This is a genomic window from Pseudomonas sp. 10S5 (assembly GCF_035019745.1).
In the GTDB taxonomy this organism is placed as follows: domain Bacteria; phylum Pseudomonadota; class Gammaproteobacteria; order Pseudomonadales; family Pseudomonadaceae; genus Aquipseudomonas.
In genome coordinates this window covers 95,641-111,396 of the sequence record NZ_JASJVL010000012.1, presented here as the reverse complement: position 1 = coordinate 111,396, position 15,756 = coordinate 95,641, and the positions used below count along the sequence as shown (strand labels likewise).

General features: G+C 56.6%; 16 protein-coding genes. 7 read left to right on the top strand and 9 right to left on the bottom strand.

The window, feature by feature from the left end; all coding sequences use genetic code 11:
- Positions 1-23: 23 nt before the first annotated feature.
- Together QN378_RS14930 and QN378_RS14925 are read right to left on the bottom strand one after the other, a co-directional pair.
- Positions 24-1,490 carry a HAMP domain-containing sensor histidine kinase gene (locus QN378_RS14930; protein WP_322204489.1) on the bottom strand — a complete coding sequence of 489 codons (1,467 nt, stop codon included), beginning with the start codon at positions 1,488-1,490 and terminating at the stop codon, positions 24-26.
- Positions 1,487-2,209, bottom strand: a complete 723-nt coding sequence (locus QN378_RS14925; protein ID WP_322204491.1) for a response regulator transcription factor — start codon at positions 2,207-2,209, stop codon at positions 1,487-1,489. The genes QN378_RS14930 and QN378_RS14925 overlap by 4 nt, the downstream gene beginning before the upstream one ends.
- 169 nt (positions 2,210-2,378) lie before the next feature.
- On the opposite strand from QN378_RS14925, the gene msrB reads away from it, so the two are divergent.
- The 3 genes from msrB to msrA all read left to right on the top strand — a co-directional run bounded on the left by msrB (position 2,379) and on the right by msrA (position 5,487).
- Positions 2,379-2,900 carry a peptide-methionine (R)-S-oxide reductase MsrB gene (msrB, locus tag QN378_RS14920; RefSeq protein ID WP_322204493.1) on the top strand — a complete coding sequence of 174 codons (522 nt, stop codon included), beginning with the start codon at positions 2,379-2,381 and terminating at the stop codon, positions 2,898-2,900.
- A gap of 52 nt (positions 2,901-2,952) precedes the next feature.
- Positions 2,953-4,734 carry a cytochrome c biogenesis protein DipZ gene (locus QN378_RS14915; protein WP_322204495.1) on the top strand — a complete coding sequence of 594 codons (1,782 nt, stop codon included), beginning with the start codon at positions 2,953-2,955 and terminating at the stop codon, positions 4,732-4,734.
- 102 nt (positions 4,735-4,836) lie between these two features.
- Positions 4,837-5,487: a peptide-methionine (S)-S-oxide reductase MsrA gene (gene msrA / locus QN378_RS14910; protein WP_322206892.1), complete on the top strand. Its 651-nt coding sequence runs from the start codon at positions 4,837-4,839 to the stop codon at positions 5,485-5,487.
- Positions 5,488-5,525: 38 nt separating this feature from the next.
- Here msrA and QN378_RS14905 read toward each other — a convergent pair whose 3' ends face one another.
- Positions 5,526-6,464, bottom strand: a complete 939-nt coding sequence (locus tag QN378_RS14905) for a DMT family transporter (protein WP_323547413.1) — start codon at positions 6,462-6,464, stop codon at positions 5,526-5,528.
- Between the two features lie 98 nt (positions 6,465-6,562).
- On the opposite strand from QN378_RS14905, the gene QN378_RS14900 reads away from it, so the two are divergent.
- Entirely contained in the window at positions 6,563-7,432 is an 870-nt protein-coding gene (locus QN378_RS14900; protein WP_323547412.1) for a LysR family transcriptional regulator, read from the top strand.
- 4 nt (positions 7,433-7,436) lie between these two features.
- Here the strand turns inward: QN378_RS14900 and QN378_RS14895 are convergent, their stop codons facing one another.
- The 3 genes from QN378_RS14895 to QN378_RS14885 form a co-directional block, all read right to left on the bottom strand.
- Positions 7,437-7,907 carry an arsenate reductase ArsC gene (locus QN378_RS14895; RefSeq protein ID WP_322204501.1) on the bottom strand — a complete coding sequence of 157 codons (471 nt, stop codon included), beginning with the start codon at positions 7,905-7,907 and terminating at the stop codon, positions 7,437-7,439.
- A 76-nt stretch (positions 7,908-7,983) separates the two neighbouring features.
- A complete protein-coding gene (locus tag QN378_RS14890) occupies positions 7,984-9,273 on the bottom strand; it encodes an arsenic transporter (protein WP_323547410.1) in 1,290 nt (429 codons plus the stop codon).
- A 28-nt stretch (positions 9,274-9,301) separates the two neighbouring features.
- Positions 9,302-9,652 carry a metalloregulator ArsR/SmtB family transcription factor gene (locus tag QN378_RS14885; protein WP_322204506.1) on the bottom strand — a complete coding sequence of 117 codons (351 nt, stop codon included), beginning with the start codon at positions 9,650-9,652 and terminating at the stop codon, positions 9,302-9,304.
- Positions 9,653-9,942: 290 nt separating this feature from the next.
- Between QN378_RS14885 and QN378_RS14880 the strand changes: the two genes are divergently transcribed.
- Positions 9,943-10,905: an alpha/beta hydrolase gene (locus tag QN378_RS14880; RefSeq protein ID WP_322204507.1), complete on the top strand. Its 963-nt coding sequence runs from the start codon at positions 9,943-9,945 to the stop codon at positions 10,903-10,905.
- 96 nt (positions 10,906-11,001) lie between these two features.
- Complete coding sequence (gene deoR / locus QN378_RS14875; RefSeq protein WP_323547415.1) at positions 11,002-11,766, top strand: DNA-binding transcriptional repressor DeoR; 765 nt, start codon at positions 11,002-11,004, stop codon at positions 11,764-11,766.
- A gap of 88 nt (positions 11,767-11,854) precedes the next feature.
- On the opposite strand, the gene QN378_RS14870 is transcribed toward deoR, so the two are convergent.
- From QN378_RS14870 to rbsK, 3 genes are read right to left on the bottom strand one after another with little or no spacing between them, the layout of a single operon-like run.
- Positions 11,855-12,928, bottom strand: a complete 1,074-nt coding sequence (locus QN378_RS14870; RefSeq protein ID WP_407074085.1) for an aldose 1-epimerase family protein — start codon at positions 12,926-12,928, stop codon at positions 11,855-11,857.
- Positions 12,929-12,939: 11 nt separating this feature from the next.
- The gene (gene fucP / locus QN378_RS14865; RefSeq protein WP_323547408.1) at positions 12,940-14,271 is read right to left on the bottom strand and encodes an L-fucose:H+ symporter permease; all 1,332 of its coding nucleotides are present in this window, start codon (positions 14,269-14,271) and stop codon (positions 12,940-12,942) included.
- Between the two features lie 38 nt (positions 14,272-14,309).
- The gene (gene rbsK / locus QN378_RS14860; RefSeq protein ID WP_323547406.1) at positions 14,310-15,248 is read right to left on the bottom strand and encodes a ribokinase; all 939 of its coding nucleotides are present in this window, start codon (positions 15,246-15,248) and stop codon (positions 14,310-14,312) included.
- Positions 15,249-15,626: 378 nt separating this feature from the next.
- On the opposite strand from rbsK, the gene QN378_RS14855 reads away from it, so the two are divergent.
- The gene (locus QN378_RS14855) at positions 15,627-15,755 is read left to right on the top strand and encodes a hypothetical protein (protein ID WP_322204514.1); all 129 of its coding nucleotides are present in this window, start codon (positions 15,627-15,629) and stop codon (positions 15,753-15,755) included.
- Position 15,756: the final 1 nt, after the last annotated feature.

Here is a 15,756-nt window from a genome sequence, read left to right as displayed (position 1 = left end):
GCCCCAACGCCGCCGTGCAGGCTTCACACCCCGGTTTTACTGCTCATTGCCGGCAATTCAAAGCAAAACGATGCGCCCTTTCCCGGTGTTGACAGCAGGTGTATCTCGCACCCATGCAGTTGCAGGATCCGCCGCACGATTAACAGGCCAAGGCCCCCCGTACGGCGATCACCCGTTTGGCTGAACGGTCGGCGGAACAGGCTTTCAAGCAATTCTTCAGGAATACCGGGGCCGCTATCGCTAACCGTGACGATGACGTTCGCCGCTTCGTGCCGGACTTCGACCTCAATGATGCCGCCGGATGGGGTATGGCGAATGGCGTTGTCGATCAGGTTAGTCAGAACACGTTCGATCAAGCCTAGGTCTGCCGAAACCATCGACGACGAACGCGGCAACACTGCCACTAGCCGCGAGTTTTTTTCCTCGGCCATCAGTTCGAATTTCTGGAACACGTCTTGGATCAAATCCGTCAGCGAGAAGTCTTCGATCACCGGCTGTACACCGCCGTGTTCAAGGCGGGCTAGTTCGAACAGTGCCTGCGCCAGTTGCCGCACTTTGTTGCTCTGGGCCAGCGCCACCGCCAAGTAGCGTTGCCGATCGACTTCACTGAGGCTTGCGCCTTTAACCGAGAGCATTTCCAGGTAGCCGTGCATTGAAGCCAAGGGCGTGCGCAGGTCGTGGGAAATGTTCGCCACCACTTCGCGGCGGTCCTGATCCAATTCCACTAACGTCCGCCATTGCTCGGCGATTCGGGTCGCCATTTGCACAAAGCTGGCTTCCAACACCGCTATTTCATCCCGGCGACTGACGCCCGTTACAGCCACCATTGGTAGCACGGTCGGCTCTGCCTCAGTGTCGAAATCGCGCATGGTGTCGGTCAACCGGCGCAACGGCCGAGTGATCAAGCGGAAGGCCATCAACCCGGCCACAAGCCCTAACAGTGAGACCAGACCCATGGACCATAACGTGGTGCGCAACACCGAACTGGCAGCTACCTGAGCAGACAATTGATCGTGAGCCTCGCCCAATAGCACCACGTAGATGTAGCCGAGATCCTGATCACCCACGTGCAAAGCGGCGACGCTGAAGACTTTTTCGCCATCCAGGCTGCGCGGGTCGTCGCCCAAAATCGGCAAAGGCTGACCGGCCAACAACCGATGCAACGGCGCGAGGTCGACGTGATCACGCTTGAGGTGTCCGGCCGGAGCGTCATCAGCCGTGACACGTCCGCTGCTGTCGAGTAAATACACTTCGACGCTAGGATTGACGTTCATCAGCTTGCTGAACAGCCCACGCACCACGTCAGCCTTGGCGCCGATCATGTTGTTGTCCCGGGCGATCGTTTGCGCCAAGCCGAGGGACAGGCCTTGCACCACTTCTTTTTCATGCAGGTCGTTGGCGCGAATTTGCAGCCAGGCCGATGCACCGCAACAGGCGAGCAACAGGATGGCGAACGCTACCGATAAGCGCTGGAGCAGCGTCAGGTTCATCCCGCCAATCTCGCGCGGTCCGGGGAGAAGCGATAGCCTTTGCCCCACACGGTCAGGATGCGTGTCGGTTCGGCCGGATCGACCTCGACTTTGGAACGCAAGCGATTGATGTGGGTGTTGACCGTGTGCTCGTACCCGTCGTGCTTATAACCCCATACCTGATTGAGCAGGTCCATGCGCGAGAAGACTTTGCCGGGGTTTTTGACGAAGAAGTACAGCAAATCGAATTCACGCGGCGTGAGTTCAATATATTTGCCATCAACCTCTGCCTGGCGGGTCACCGGGTCTAGGGCCAAGCCGTTGAGCTCGATTTTGCCAGCGACGGTACGCAGGTTTTTTTCCAGCGCGTCGACTCGGCGCAACAATGCTTTGACCCGCGCGCCAAGTTCCAGCATCGAAAACGGTTTGGCGAGGTAATCATCGGCGCCTAGCTCAAGTCCTAACACGCGGTGCATTTCGCTAGAGCGGGCGCTGGTAATAATGATCGGCGTGTAACGCGCCATGGCCCGGGCTTGGCGACAAATTTCTAAACCGTCTACCCCAGGCAGCATCAAATCGAGGATCAGCGCATCCCAGCCGCCTTGTTCCAGGTGCGCCAACCCGGCATTGCCGTCGGCACAATGGGTCACGGCATAGCCTTCGTCCTGCAAATGCAGGCGCAGCAGGCCGGCAATGTGCAGGTCATCTTCGACGATTAATACGCGCTTGGGCACATCCATTATCAGCCTTCGGGGGTCAGTGGCTCGGCGCACGGGGCATGCGCCAGGACGGCCATTGTGCAAGATTGCAGCGTGGCCAATCTTCACAATTAATTTAACTTTGCGTGAAGACTTGGGGACCGTCTGCGCCAAAGAATAGCAGCACACCCACTCCCTCCAAGTGAACGTTATGCAATCCAGACGGTGGTTTCTTTTATACGGCAGCGCCGGCGTAGCCCTCGCCGCCAGCGGTGTACTCGGTTTACGTGCCTTCGCTGCGTCGCCGCTGCCAGCAACAACGGCCCGTGCCGCTGAGGTGTTTGAGGTGACCCATAGCGACGCCGAGTGGCACGCACGGCTGACACCGGTTCAATACGACGTACTGCGTAACAGCGGCACTGAACGGCCTGGTAGCAGTCCGCTAAACAATGAACACCGCACAGGTCGGTTCGCCTGCGCCGGGTGTCAGTTAGAGGCATTTTCTTCCAGCACCAAATTTGAGAGCCACACCGGCTGGCCGAGTTTCACCTCGCCATTGGCCCGTGCGGTGGTGGAAAACCGTGACACCTCGTTTGGCGTGGAGCGCACCGAAGTGCATTGCAAGCGCTGCGGCGGTCACTTGGGCCACGTGTTCGATGACGGCCCCGAACCCACGGGGCTGCGTTATTGCATGAACGGCGTGGCAATGACCTTCGCGCCGGGACAGGCTTGAGTCAGCCCATGGCTCGCGACAATTGAACGGCCTCTTATAAGGAATTGAAGCAATGTTACTGATCATTTTGTCGTACCTGGGCGGGGTACTAACGATCCTGAGCCCCTGCATTCTCCCGGTACTGCCGTTCGTTTTCGCCCGCTCCGGTGAGCCGTTTCGTCGCAGTGGTTTGCCGTTGTTATGCGGCATGGCGTTGACCTTCGCGCTGGTTGCCACCTTGGCCGCTGTCGGCGGTGGCTGGGTGGTACAGGCCAATCAGTACGGCCGTTGGCTGGCAATCGCGCTGATGGCGTTTTTCGGCGTGACCTTATTGTTTCCGCATTTGGCTGATCGCCTTACCCGCCCACTGGTGTCCATGGGGGATCGGCTGTCCAATTCGGCCCGAACCGAGCCCGGTAAATCCAGCGTCAAATCCTCGTTTGTATTGGGAGTTGCCACGGGGCTGTTATGGGCGCCGTGTGCCGGTCCGATTCTCGGGTTGGTTTTGACCGGAGCGGCGCTGCACGGTGCCAGTGTCGGCACCAGCTTTCTGCTATTGGCCTATGCCGCAGGCGCGGCCACCTCATTGGCATTGGCGTTGTTGATCGGCGGCAAGCTGTTCACCGCGATGAAACGCTCGTTGGGCGCAGGGGAATGGCTACGTCGAGGGTTGGGAGTGGCCATGTTGTGCGGCGTAGCCGCCATTGCCTTGGGTCTGGACACCGGTTTGCTGACCAAAGTCTCAACCGTGGCAACTGCTGGGATCGAACAAAAGTTGTTAGATACGCTGTCGCCATCGCCGATCGCGTCTTCATCGCTGTTGCCCCAAACACAAGGCGGCATGATGAACGTCGGCCTGCAGAACATCGCCAATACGCCGCTGTCGTTACCCGTGGAGGGCACGCTGCCTGACCTCTCCGGCGCAGTGGCCTGGCTGAACTCTGCGCCACTGACCGCTGAACAACTGAAGGGTAAAGTGGTAGTCATCGATTTTTGGACGTATTCCTGCATCAACTGCCTGCGCAGCCTGCCTTACGTCAACGCCTGGGCGAAGAAATACCACGACCAGGGCTTAGTGGTCATCGGGATACACGCACCAGAGTTTGCCTTCGAGCGTGACCTTAATAACGTTAAAAAAGCGGTCCACGATTTGGGCATCAACTACCCGGTGGCGCTGGATAACGACTTCGCCATCTGGAAGGGATTTAACAATCAATACTGGCCCGCGCATTACTTTGTCGATGCCAAAGGGCACATTCGTTATCACCATTTCGGCGAGGGCGATTACGCGCAGTCGGAACAGGTTATTCAGCAACTGTTGAACGAAGCCGGTCAGAAAAACGTCTCAAGCGATGTGGTGGTGGCCGACGCCCAAGGCGTGCAGAAGAGCGCAGACGATGCCCAAATGCATTCGCCTGAAACCTACCTCGGTTATGACCGTACTGAAAATTTCGCCTCGGCCAGTGAGCAAGTGATGGACTCGGCGCATACCTACGCGGCACCCGTGCAGCCTAGCCTCAACCAGTGGGGGCTGATGGGTAACTGGACGGCAAAACCCGAGCAAGTCGTGCTCGAAAAAGCACCTGGACGCATCGTCTATCGCTTTCATGCGCGGGACTTGCACTTAGTTCTCGGACCTGGCGCAGACGGCAAACCGGTGCGCTTTCGGGTCAGCGTCGATGGCGCAGCACCGGGCGACAATCACGGCACCGACATTGCCGCCGACGGTAGCGGCACGGTGACTGCGCAACGGCTCTATCAGTTAGTGCGGCAAAACGGTCCAGTGACCGATCACCTTTTCTCTATTGAATTTCTTGACCCCGGCGTACAGGCGTATGCGTTCACCTTCGGTTGATCACAGCCTGTCTTTAACACGTGAGGATTACCTATGAGTACGTTCAGTTTTGCCAAACATAAAGCATCTGTCGCGCTGAGCTGCGCAGGTGCCGTGGCGTTGATGTTGGGCTTGTCATTGCAATCGGCGAACTCTGCCGAACCAGTGGTGGCCCTCGCCCCGCCAACACTGGATGAAGCGGTCGGCACATCCCACAGCGAAGTCGCGGTATTTGCCGGTGGCTGTTTCTGGGGCGTTCAAGGCGTGTTTCAACACGTGATCGGTGTTGAAAATGCGCTGTCCGGTTATGCCGGTGGCGTAGCGAACACCGCCGAGTACGAGCAGGTTGGCTCCGGCGATACCGGGCATGCGGAATCGGTGCAGGTCACGTATGACCCGACGAAGGTGAGTTATGGGCGTTTGCTACAGGTGTTCTTCTCGGTGGCGCACAACCCGACCGAGCTGAACCGCCAAGGCCCTGATCGCGGCACGCAATACCGCTCGACGATTTTCGCGCAGAACCCTGAACAGGAAAAAGTTGCTCAGGCGTACATCGCCCAGTTAGAGAGATCGAAGGCGTTCAACGCACCGATTGTGACCACAATTGAAGACCACAAAAACTTCTTCCCGGCAGAGGGCTATCACCAGAACTACCTGACCTTGCACCCAACCAGCCCATACATTGCGATGAATGATTTGCCCAAAGTGCAGAGTTTGAAAGAACTGGTGCCGACGCTTTATCGCGCCGATCCAGTGTTGGTGGGCAAGCTTTGAGTGGCGACGCCATGACAATTGGCAGATAACACATCTGATCAAGTGGCGTGGCGAGGGTGCACCCGTCGATTAAAAACCCATAGCCCTATCAAGGTCAGGCCCATGCCCGCCATGCTAAACGAGGTCAGTGCATCACCGAATTGCACGTGAGCCCAGAGCATGGTCACGGGGGGTGTCAGGAACAATGCGCTGCTGATGCGTTGCAGGCTGAAGCGTTGTAAGCAAAGCCAATAAAATCCATAACCACCGAGTGTCGACAGTACGACCAACCACACCACCCCTGCCCCGAAGCCGAGGGTTGCAATCGGTCGCAGACTGCCTTCATACGATGCCAACAACGCAAATACGGGCAACGACGCACACACCTGAATAAACAGCCCCAGCAGTGGTGGCATTTTGCTGGGGCGTTGTTTCTGGTAATGGGTGGCGGCGACCAACGAAAGCACACCGGTCAACGGCAAGCTGTAAGCCCACCGCGCCGCAGTTCCGAGCTCAAACCCCGTGCCGCTGGCGATAATCATGCCCAGCACGCAGGTGCTTAACCCACACCATTGCCAGCCTCGGGTACGTTGGCCTGGGTAAATAGCCGTCATCAGCACGATCATCAATGGCAACAGGTTGGCGATCAATGCCGTCATTCCCGGCGCCACCCCACACTCAATCGCTTTGGCGATGGGCGCAATATAACCGGCGATTGCGAACAACCCTGTCAGCGCCTGACGCATGCCATCTCCCCAAGCCAGCCTGCGCAAGTCGCCAATCACAAACGGCAACAGCACCAGCGCGGCCAGCACAAAGCGCCAGAACGTCGCGAGAAATACCCCGCCCTGCTGCGCTACATAGCGATAGCCAATAAAACCCGAACTCCAACTGAGCACCATGGCGGCCATTAAGAGCGCTGGGGTAATCCACAACACGTTGAACCGACGACGCTGGGCGCAGGGCGTCGTCAACGGAACGGTCTGTCGGAGGGTCATGAGCAATGCCTGTGCAGGATGTCTGCAACAGGGTATGAATAGAGCGGTAATGCAATCAAACGATACGATTAGCAGCAGTAATGCAGGATTACTCAATCATGGCCAACACCCTGGACATCGATCTGTTGCGTACCTTCCATGCCGTCGTCCGGTTCGGGCAATTTCTGGCGGCCTCGACGTTTCTCAATCGCAGCCCGTCGGCAGTGAGTCTGCATGTGCGACGCTTGGAGGATGTGGCCGGTGGGCGATTATTTGAGCGCGACAACCAGACCGTGACCTTGACCCCGCTGGGGCGGCGTTTCGCGTTGCACACCGCTGAGCTGCTGAGGATGCATGACCAGGTGCTCGACAGCTTCAGTAATCCAGTTGCCAATGGCCGCGTGCGCTTGGGGATTTCAGAGGAGTACGCCGGGGCCTTGCTGCAATGCACATTGCCGTCATTGACCACGCATTTTCCGCATATTGAATTAGAAATCGAGACGGGTTCAAGTGGGCGTTTGCGGACACGATTGATCCGTGGCCAGCTGGATCTGGCGTTGGTCGTTGAGCCAATAGGCATGCCTTCACCCGACGACCAACCTGCAAAAACCTTTGGCACGACCCAACCGGTGTGGGTGGCTGCACATCAGTACCGGATCGACAGTACCCGACCCGTGCCGTTGGCGCTGCACGGTAGAGGCTGCCCTTATCGTGCCGTGGCGATTGATGCCTTGGCGCACACCCAGCGGCGGTGGCGCACGGTGGTCATGAGTGCGGGGGTGATGGCGCTGGAATTGACGATAAGCGCTGGGCTCGCCATCGGCATCATCGACCGCGCTCGAATCAGCGATGATATGCGCGAGCTGACCATCGACGATGGCTTCCCGGATTTGCCGCTGCATGAATTAAAACTGATCAAAGCGCCGGGAGCCGCCAGTGCAGCGGTTGAAGTATTGACCCAGTTGATAAGCGAACACTTCCGGCTGTAAGTGGCTACAGGCCGCCGATTTCATCCAATACCTCTTTCTGTTCATGGGGTGAAAGCCGATCAATCTTCGCCGCGAACAATGCGGTGAAGCGACGTTTAATTATTTCTACGGTTGTGTCAAACGCCGCTTGAATAGCCTCTTGCTCGCTTTGGACATCCGATGGATCAGCCAAACCCCAATGGCTTTTAATAGCCGGACCCAAGTACACCGGGCACGGCTCACCCGCTGCTTGGTCACAGACCGTGATCACGATATCGGGCGGCGAATCGGCAAACACTTCTGAGCCTTTGCTGTAGAGCCCGTGGACTGTAACCCCCGCTTTTTCCAACGTCGCCAGCGCGCGAAGATTCAGCTGACCGCTGGGAAAGCTGCCAGCGCTAACCGCCTGAAAACCCGCTGGGGCCATATGATTGAACAACGCTTCGGACAGCACGCTGCGACAGCTATTGGCGGTACACATGAACAGAATTTTCATCGGGGCCTCATAAATTCCATGACAAAACTGAAGGAAATACCGCCTCCTCGACGCCGCAGGACGTGGCACTGCTCACTTAGCTGCGAAAGCTCAAACGAAGCGCCAGCGCGGCCAAGGTGACGATGAGAATCGGCAAGGTCAGGAGGCTGCCGACTTTGAAGTAGTAGCCCCAACTGATACGAATATTTTTGCTGGCCAGTACGTGCAGCCATAACAGCGTCGCCAAGCTGCCGATGGGGGTGATTTTTGGACCCAGGTCGCTGCCGATGATGTTGGCGTAAATCATCGCCTGCTGAACCACACCGCTGGTGTGCGTACCCTGAATCGACAGCGCGCCGATGAGTACCGTCGGCATGTTGTTCATGATTGAGGACAGCAATGCGCTGGTAATCCCGGTACCCATTGCCGCGCCCCAGATCCCGTATTCAGCAAACCGGCCAAGCAATGCGGTCAGCGCATGGGTCAGCCCGGCGTTATGCAGGCCGTACACCACCAAGTACATCCCGAGGGAGAATATGACGATTTGCCACGGGGCATTTTTTATCACCTTGCGCACCGAGATCACCTGCCCACGTGCAGCAATAATCAACAGTAAAACGGCACAGGCCGCCGCCACAGCGCTGACGGGAACCCCCAACGGTTCCAGCGCAAACAGCCCTATCAGTAACAAACCCAATACCCAACCGCCGGCGCGGAACGTTGCGTGATCACGAATCGCTGCGGCGGGGTCTTCTAGCTGCGCGGGGTCGTAGTTGCCGGGAATGTCTTTGCGAAAGTACAGCCACAACATCAACAACGTTGCCGCGACGCTGACCACATTGACCGGCCACATTACGGACGCGTATTCACCGAAACCCAGGTTGAAGATGTCCGCCGAGACAATGTTGACCAGGTTGGACACCACCAACGGCAGGCTCGCTGTGTCTGCGATAAACCCCGCAGCCATGACGAATGCCAAGGTGGCTGCGGGAGAAAAGCGCAACGCTGTCAGCATGGCAATGACAATCGGCGTCAGAATCAATGCCGCACCGTCGTTAGCGAACAGCGCAGAAACCAACGCCCCCAACAGCACCATGAACGCAAATAAACGGACGCCGTTGCCGCGTCCCCAACGGGCAACGTGCAGTGCAGCCCATTTGAAAAAACCGGCCTCATCCAGCAGCAAACTGATGATGATCACGGCAATAAACGTCGCCGTCGCATTCCAGACAATGGCCCATACCGTTGGAATATCTCCCAACTGGACCACCCCGGCGAGCAACGCCAACACCGCACCGATAGCGGCGCTCCAGCCGACGCCGAGGCCTTTGGGTTGCCAGATGACCAATACCAACGTGAACACGAAAATCAATACAGCCAATAACATCCGAGGCACTCAAACAAAGGGTTGAAGATCAGCAGCACGCCACTATACGAACAGGTCGCTCGCCCATGGCGGTCAGACGTTTGCTGTCACTGGCGATCCAGGCCGTGTTGGCTTCTTGCGTTACCCGCAGCACCTCACGTGCCCACTCAGGCAGCCCGGTGTGCAGGCGGTAATAAATCCATTGGCCTTGACGACGGTCTTCCAACAGACCGCATGCGCGTAACTGCGCCAAGTGACGGGAAATTTTGGGCTGGCTGTCGTCAAGCGCGCAGATCAGCTCGCACACACATAACTCGGGTTCACTGCACAACAACAGCATGATCCGCACGCGGGTTTCATCACCCAGGCACTTGAAAAACACAGGGGGCTCGATGTTCATACACCTGCGACCTCCTCTCTAAATATATGAATATTCGAATATACAGATATACGAACGATAAAACAGAACGGACTCTTGATGCCTGACAGAAAACCGATGAGAAGCTTTGCATTAACCGGGTTGCCACCGGCAGACTGGCGGCCAACGGTCCGGGTGCCAGGACCCGCGTCGAAGCGCTACTCACTCAACCTACAAACCCTCTGCGCCGTATCTACACCGGCGCAAAACACCTAGAGCCTGCGTAACATGCCCGATCCATTGACTCACAACCCGCTACGCGGAGAGCAGACATGCCCACTTCATTTCTTTCGCGCGTCAAGGCTCGCCGCTTGATGCTGCTGCTTATGGCCTTGCTGGTCGTCGGTCTGCCAGCGAGCTGTGCGCTGCTTAAGCATGAGGAACGCAAGCTGCTGTTCCAGATCGAGCCTGGCACCGCCAGTTGGTATCACGGCTTGCCTGCCGACGTTCAGGAACTTGAGCTCAAAACCCCGGCCTTTGGCACGTCGCAAAACATTCACGCCTGGTGGTGGCCTGCGGCACAGGCCGGGGCGCCCTCTATCTTGTATTTGCACGGCACACGTTGGAACCTGACGGGCCAACTGTTCCGCATTGAACAACTGCACGCCATGGGCTTTTCCATTCTGGCCATCGACTACCGGGGTTTTGGCCAAAGCCAAGGCGCGCTGCCATCGGAGCGCACGGTTTATGAAGATGCCCGCATCGCCTGGGCGCGCTTTAAAATCTTGCAGCCGGACGCCAACAAACGCTTGATCTACGGCCATTCATTGGGCGGTGCGGTGGCAATTGATCTGGCGAAAGAATTGGGCAATGACGTAAAGAGCGACGGCAGCGGCAAGCAGGCGCACGGGTTGATTATCGAATCTACTTTTACCTCCCTCGCCGACGTGGCCACCGCTGTGGCCAAAACCTCATTACCGGTGCGCTGGCTGCTGTCGCAAAAATTCGACTCCGTCGACAAAATCGCCGATATCCGTATGCCGGTACTGATTGTCCACGGTACTGCGGACCCGTTTGTGCCGTCGCGCTTCAGCGAGGAGCTTTACCGGGCCGCGCAGGAACCGAAAAGCTTACTTTTGGTTCCGGGCGGTACGCATAACAACAGCATGAGTTTGGGGCGGGAGGCATACAGCCAAGCCATCAAAACCTTATTGCGCTCGAACATCATGCCGATCCACGCAGCAGTTCCGGCAGCCACACCTGTGGCACCAGCGCAGAACAGCGTTTCTGGTTAAATCGGTAACGCCATTCAACTAACGGCCATGCAAATGTCACGGACGCTCACAAAGCGTGTTGTACTAATGACATCTTCATTCTTTGCCGGTACACCCGTGGACACCAAAAAATCCGACCGTATCAAATTGATTCAACAAGCCCTGCAGGACCAAAAAGCCATCCACCTGCGAGAAATGGCGGCTTTGCTGGATGTGTCGGAGATGACCCTACGTCGCGACCTTGGACGCCACACCGACAAATTTCGCCTGCTCGGCGGCCACATCACTCGCGTTTTCGACAGTACGCAAGCCAGCGATTATCGGGTCACTGAGCAGGACGCACGGCATGTTGAGGAGAAACGTCGAATCGGCAAACTGGCAGCCGCCTTCATCCTGCCGGGCGACACGGTATTTTTCGACTGCGGCACCACCATTCCATTTGTGGTGGACTTCATTGCTGACGAGCTGGAATTTACCGCGGTGTGCAACTCACTGAATGTTCTGCTCAAACTCCAACAAAAACCCAACTGCAACATCATCCTGTGTGGCGGCACGTTTCACCGAAAAAACCAGGTGTTTGAAAACAGTGCCGAAAACGGAATTCTCGACAGTATTCGGTTAACTTGGGCCTTCCTTTCCGCCGCCGGAGTTAGCCAGGAATTCGGCGTGACCTGTTTTAACTTCAATGAAGTCGAAATCAAAAAGAAGGTATTGCGCCAAGCCCAACAATGCATGTTGTTGGCCGACCACTCCAAATTTGACGCCGTACGCACCGCGCACTTCGCCTCGCTGGAAGACTTTCAATACGTCATCAGTGACAAGAAAATCCCTAAGCTTTATCGCGATTTGGTAAGCACCCACGGCATGCAACTGGTGGTGTAAAGGAGACATCTACGAACCTATTCGCGAAAGGCGCACCACGGCGTGCTTCCCGACATGAATTAGGCCCTACCTCGATCGCCGCTGGCCGCTACTGGTGCAGTCCTTGCTCCAGCAATCGCCGCTCACCCTCAGTCAAATACCCGGTGGTGAGGCTGAACTGGGCGCCCTCCCCGGCCGCCAGTGAGCGAACATTGCCCTTGGCAGATTCCGCTTTATAACCTTCAGGCTCGCAGGTCGCAGGCAATATAAAGGCAGCTACTTGCTGATCGGCGTTGTGCAGAACCCAGCGCGCCGCATGCTCAAACTGCTCGGGACGATAGCGGGTATAAAACGCCGAACCCTCAGGGTGGGTCAGCAAAAAATGCGCGTTGCCATGGCTATCGGCGCGCACGCCATCGAAAAAGCAAACAATTTCCGGGTCGTATAGCTCAGGCGTATCCAATACCTGCAAACGCGACGGTTCTTGCGTCAATTGCGCCATATAGCGAGCCCACTCCGGAGTCGGTCGAACATGCGCCGGCACGCTGCTGCGCACCCTGGTTTGATCCATGCCCAACGGTTCGACGAAGCGCGCACCTTCCACGTAGGCGTAATTCATGTGCGCCATGTACATCAGGTCCATCGGCACTCCCGCCAGATTCGTCACGTGCATGCTGATATCGAACAGCGCCGAATTCACCCGCAACGTGATGCCGGGACGTGCCCGGTAATGATCACCAAACCCTTGCACGTATTCGTAGTCGCCGCCCAGTCGAAGGAACGTACCGCCACCGTCTTCACCCACTTCCAGCCACGCGCTGTCCATGGGCGCGCAGGGCATTTCACCGTGCAGCGGATGATCATCTTCCGGGCCGGGGCAGCCGTTACGCAGCAGGCCGCTGTGGAACATAAAGCAGCCATAGGTGCCAATCACATGGGCACTGGGTCGTGGCTGGCGGAACATATTGCGCATGGTCAGATCGCAGCCATCGAACACCGCCGACCAAACCATCTGCCCCTGATACGGCAATACCACCACTCGCCCACGGCTATTTTCCAAAGCAAGGGCCAATACGCCAGACGGGTAGGTCCACGCGCTGACCTTAAAATCAGACGACTCCAGCAAGGTCTTTTCAGCGCCCGCGAACAGCTGTGGAAACAGCGTAACGGTTGTGTGCTTCATTGAGTTGACACTCATGAGACTGCCACCGCACCGACCGGCGCTCGCTCGCTTTTCGAATGACGCATGCAGTGCGGGGCATAGCCGACGATGACCACGAAACACACTAACGGCACGCTGTAGGCCAGTTGCATATTGCCGCCGGTGTAATCGGAAAGCAGGCCTTGGAAGATCGGAATGACCCCGCCGCCGACGATGCTCATCACCAACAGCGAACCGCCGACGCCGGTGTCTTCACCCAAGCCATCGATGGTCAGGCCATAAATGGTCGGCCAGCAAGGACCAAGGAAAATACTGACGCCCACAGCGGCGTATATCGCAGAAATATTGGGCACCAGAATCGTGTAAGCCAGCAATACAATGCACAGCACGCCATATAGCGCCAAGACCTTGGCCGGGTGCAGTTTGCGCATCAGCAAGTTGGCAATCACCTTGCCCACAAAGTAAGCAGCAAAAGTGGTCAGCAAAAACCACGACGCGCTACGCTCGTTCATCCCACCCATCTGCATCGCCAGGCGAATGGTAAAACTCCAAACCCCCACTTGCGCGCCGACGTACAGGAACTGCGCCAATACCCCGAACACAAAACGTGGATTACGGCGCAAGCGCGACAGACTTTGGCCGAGGCTGCTGTGTTTGACTTTGGCTTCGACAATGCCCTTACAAGCCGGAAACTTCGTGACTGCGACCAGAATGAACATCAGTACCAGAACGGCGATCATCCATTTGTACGGAAGCAAGGTCGATTGAATCATCTGAAGCTGTTGGACTGCCGCGTCTGCGGGGCTCATTTGCAACAGTTGCGCATGGCTAGCGTCGGTATCCTTGAACATCACGAAGCTGCCAACGTACACCCCGGCCATGGCGCCAAATGGGTGAAAGGTCTGGGAAATATTCAAACGACGAGTGCCGGTTTCCCTCGGCCCCATCAAGGTAGAGTAGGTATTACAGGCGGTTTCCAGGAATGACAGGCCGGCCGCGATCACAAACAACGCGAGCAAAAACATCCCGTACTTCGCGGTGGACGCCGCCGGGAAGAACAGCAAGCAGCCAAACATGTACAGCAGCAATCCGACGAGAATCGTGGTTTTGTAACTGAAGCGCCGAACCACCAAAGCTGCCGGGATCGCAACAAAAAAATAGCCCAGGTAAAACGCCGACTGGACGAACGCAGTCTGGAAATCGCTGAGTAAAAAAGCTTTTTTGAATTGCGCAATTAACACGTCGTTCATGCTGGCGGCCGCCGCCCATAGGGCAAAAATGCTGCACAACAGCAAGAAGGCAAACCAGGGCGTTCGGTTGAGGTAAAACCCGTCCGGCGTCTGTTGAAGCGCAGGCTTAGTCATTATTGTTCTCCGTGAAAAACAGGGTTGAAACAACACCTTCAGGCTTGGCGTTCCGGCAGGTGGTTGTGCAGAAATTCGGCGAACTTCAACCCGTCAGGGTAGGAAGTCTGGGTGCCCAGTCCGGTGACCGAACACGCTGAATAGGCCACGGCCAGGGTCATGGCGTGTTTGATATCGCGGGTTTGCGTCCAGTGATGAGCAAAGCAACCAATGAATGCATCGCCCGCACCCGTGGTGTCCACCGCAGAGACGACGTGTCCGGTGACGCGGAACTCACCCTCTTCTCCAACATATAGCGCGCCCTTTTCGCCCAAGGTCACCACGACATGGCGAATACCGTCCGCCACCAGCAACCGCGCGGCTTGCAAGGCAGACTCGGGCGAGGTCACAGGTTGACCACTGATCAATGCCAGTTCGGTTTCGTTGGGGACCAGAAAGTCGAGTTGCACCAGTTGTGAACGGTCCAGCCCCGCGAGTGCCGGGGCCGGATTAAGCAATACTGGAATGCCCTGCTGTTTGCCAAAAGCAATGGCGTGATAGACCGTTTCCAGTTCGATTTCCAGCTGCAGCAAGATCAATGCGCAGTCACGTAAGGCTGGGCGGGCGGCGTCGATATCGGCAGGTTTGAGGTAAGCGTTGGCGCCCTTGATGATCAGGATACTGTTGTGAGAATCGCTTTTAACGAAGATCGGCGCGACGCCGCTGGAAACACCCGGAACTCGGGTTACGTGCTGAGTATCGACACCAAACAGTTGAAAGTTTGCCAGTGTGTTGCCCGCAAACACATCGTCACCGACCTTGCTCACCATCACCACTTCGGCGCCTAACTTCGCAGCAGCCACCGCCTGGTTAGCCCCCTTGCCGCCACAGCCCATGGCAAAACCAGGTGCCTCGATGGTTTCGCCCTGCAAAGGCATTCGATCAATGTAAGTGATCAGATCCACCATATTGCTGCCAATGACCGCAATCTTGCTCATTGTTCTGGCTACCTCATTAACGCCGGGAGAGACCACCCGATGCATTATTATTTTTGTTACTTTAGTAACATATTTTGTGATTATCCAATCTTTTTTTGGCTGGAGGCGCAGTTGCTCGGGGCAGTCCCTATATGAAATGCCAAAAGGTTGCGATTTTTATGGGGTTTCAGGCAGGAAGCATCGCCCTCACGCGGCAACGCAAAGTTAAGTTGGGCATCGGGCAAGGAGGATGCCTGATCGCTAAGAAGTGCCGCCTTCTAAGTAATATCCCGATCAATACAAGAACCTTTTCTGTAAAGCTCGGGTAAAGCTCGTTCCCTTCTCAGGTGTTTTGGATTAATTACTATCAATCGCTTTTCGTTACGCCGGGAGTACGCCATGAGCAATATTCAAATCGGTATGTTTGCCCTGTTTGCCATAGCCGTGTTGGGAGCCCTCAATTTCTATTTGGACTTCCTCCGTACCAGTAAGCCCAAGAAAGACAAAGTAAGCGCTCCCAAGTCCTGAA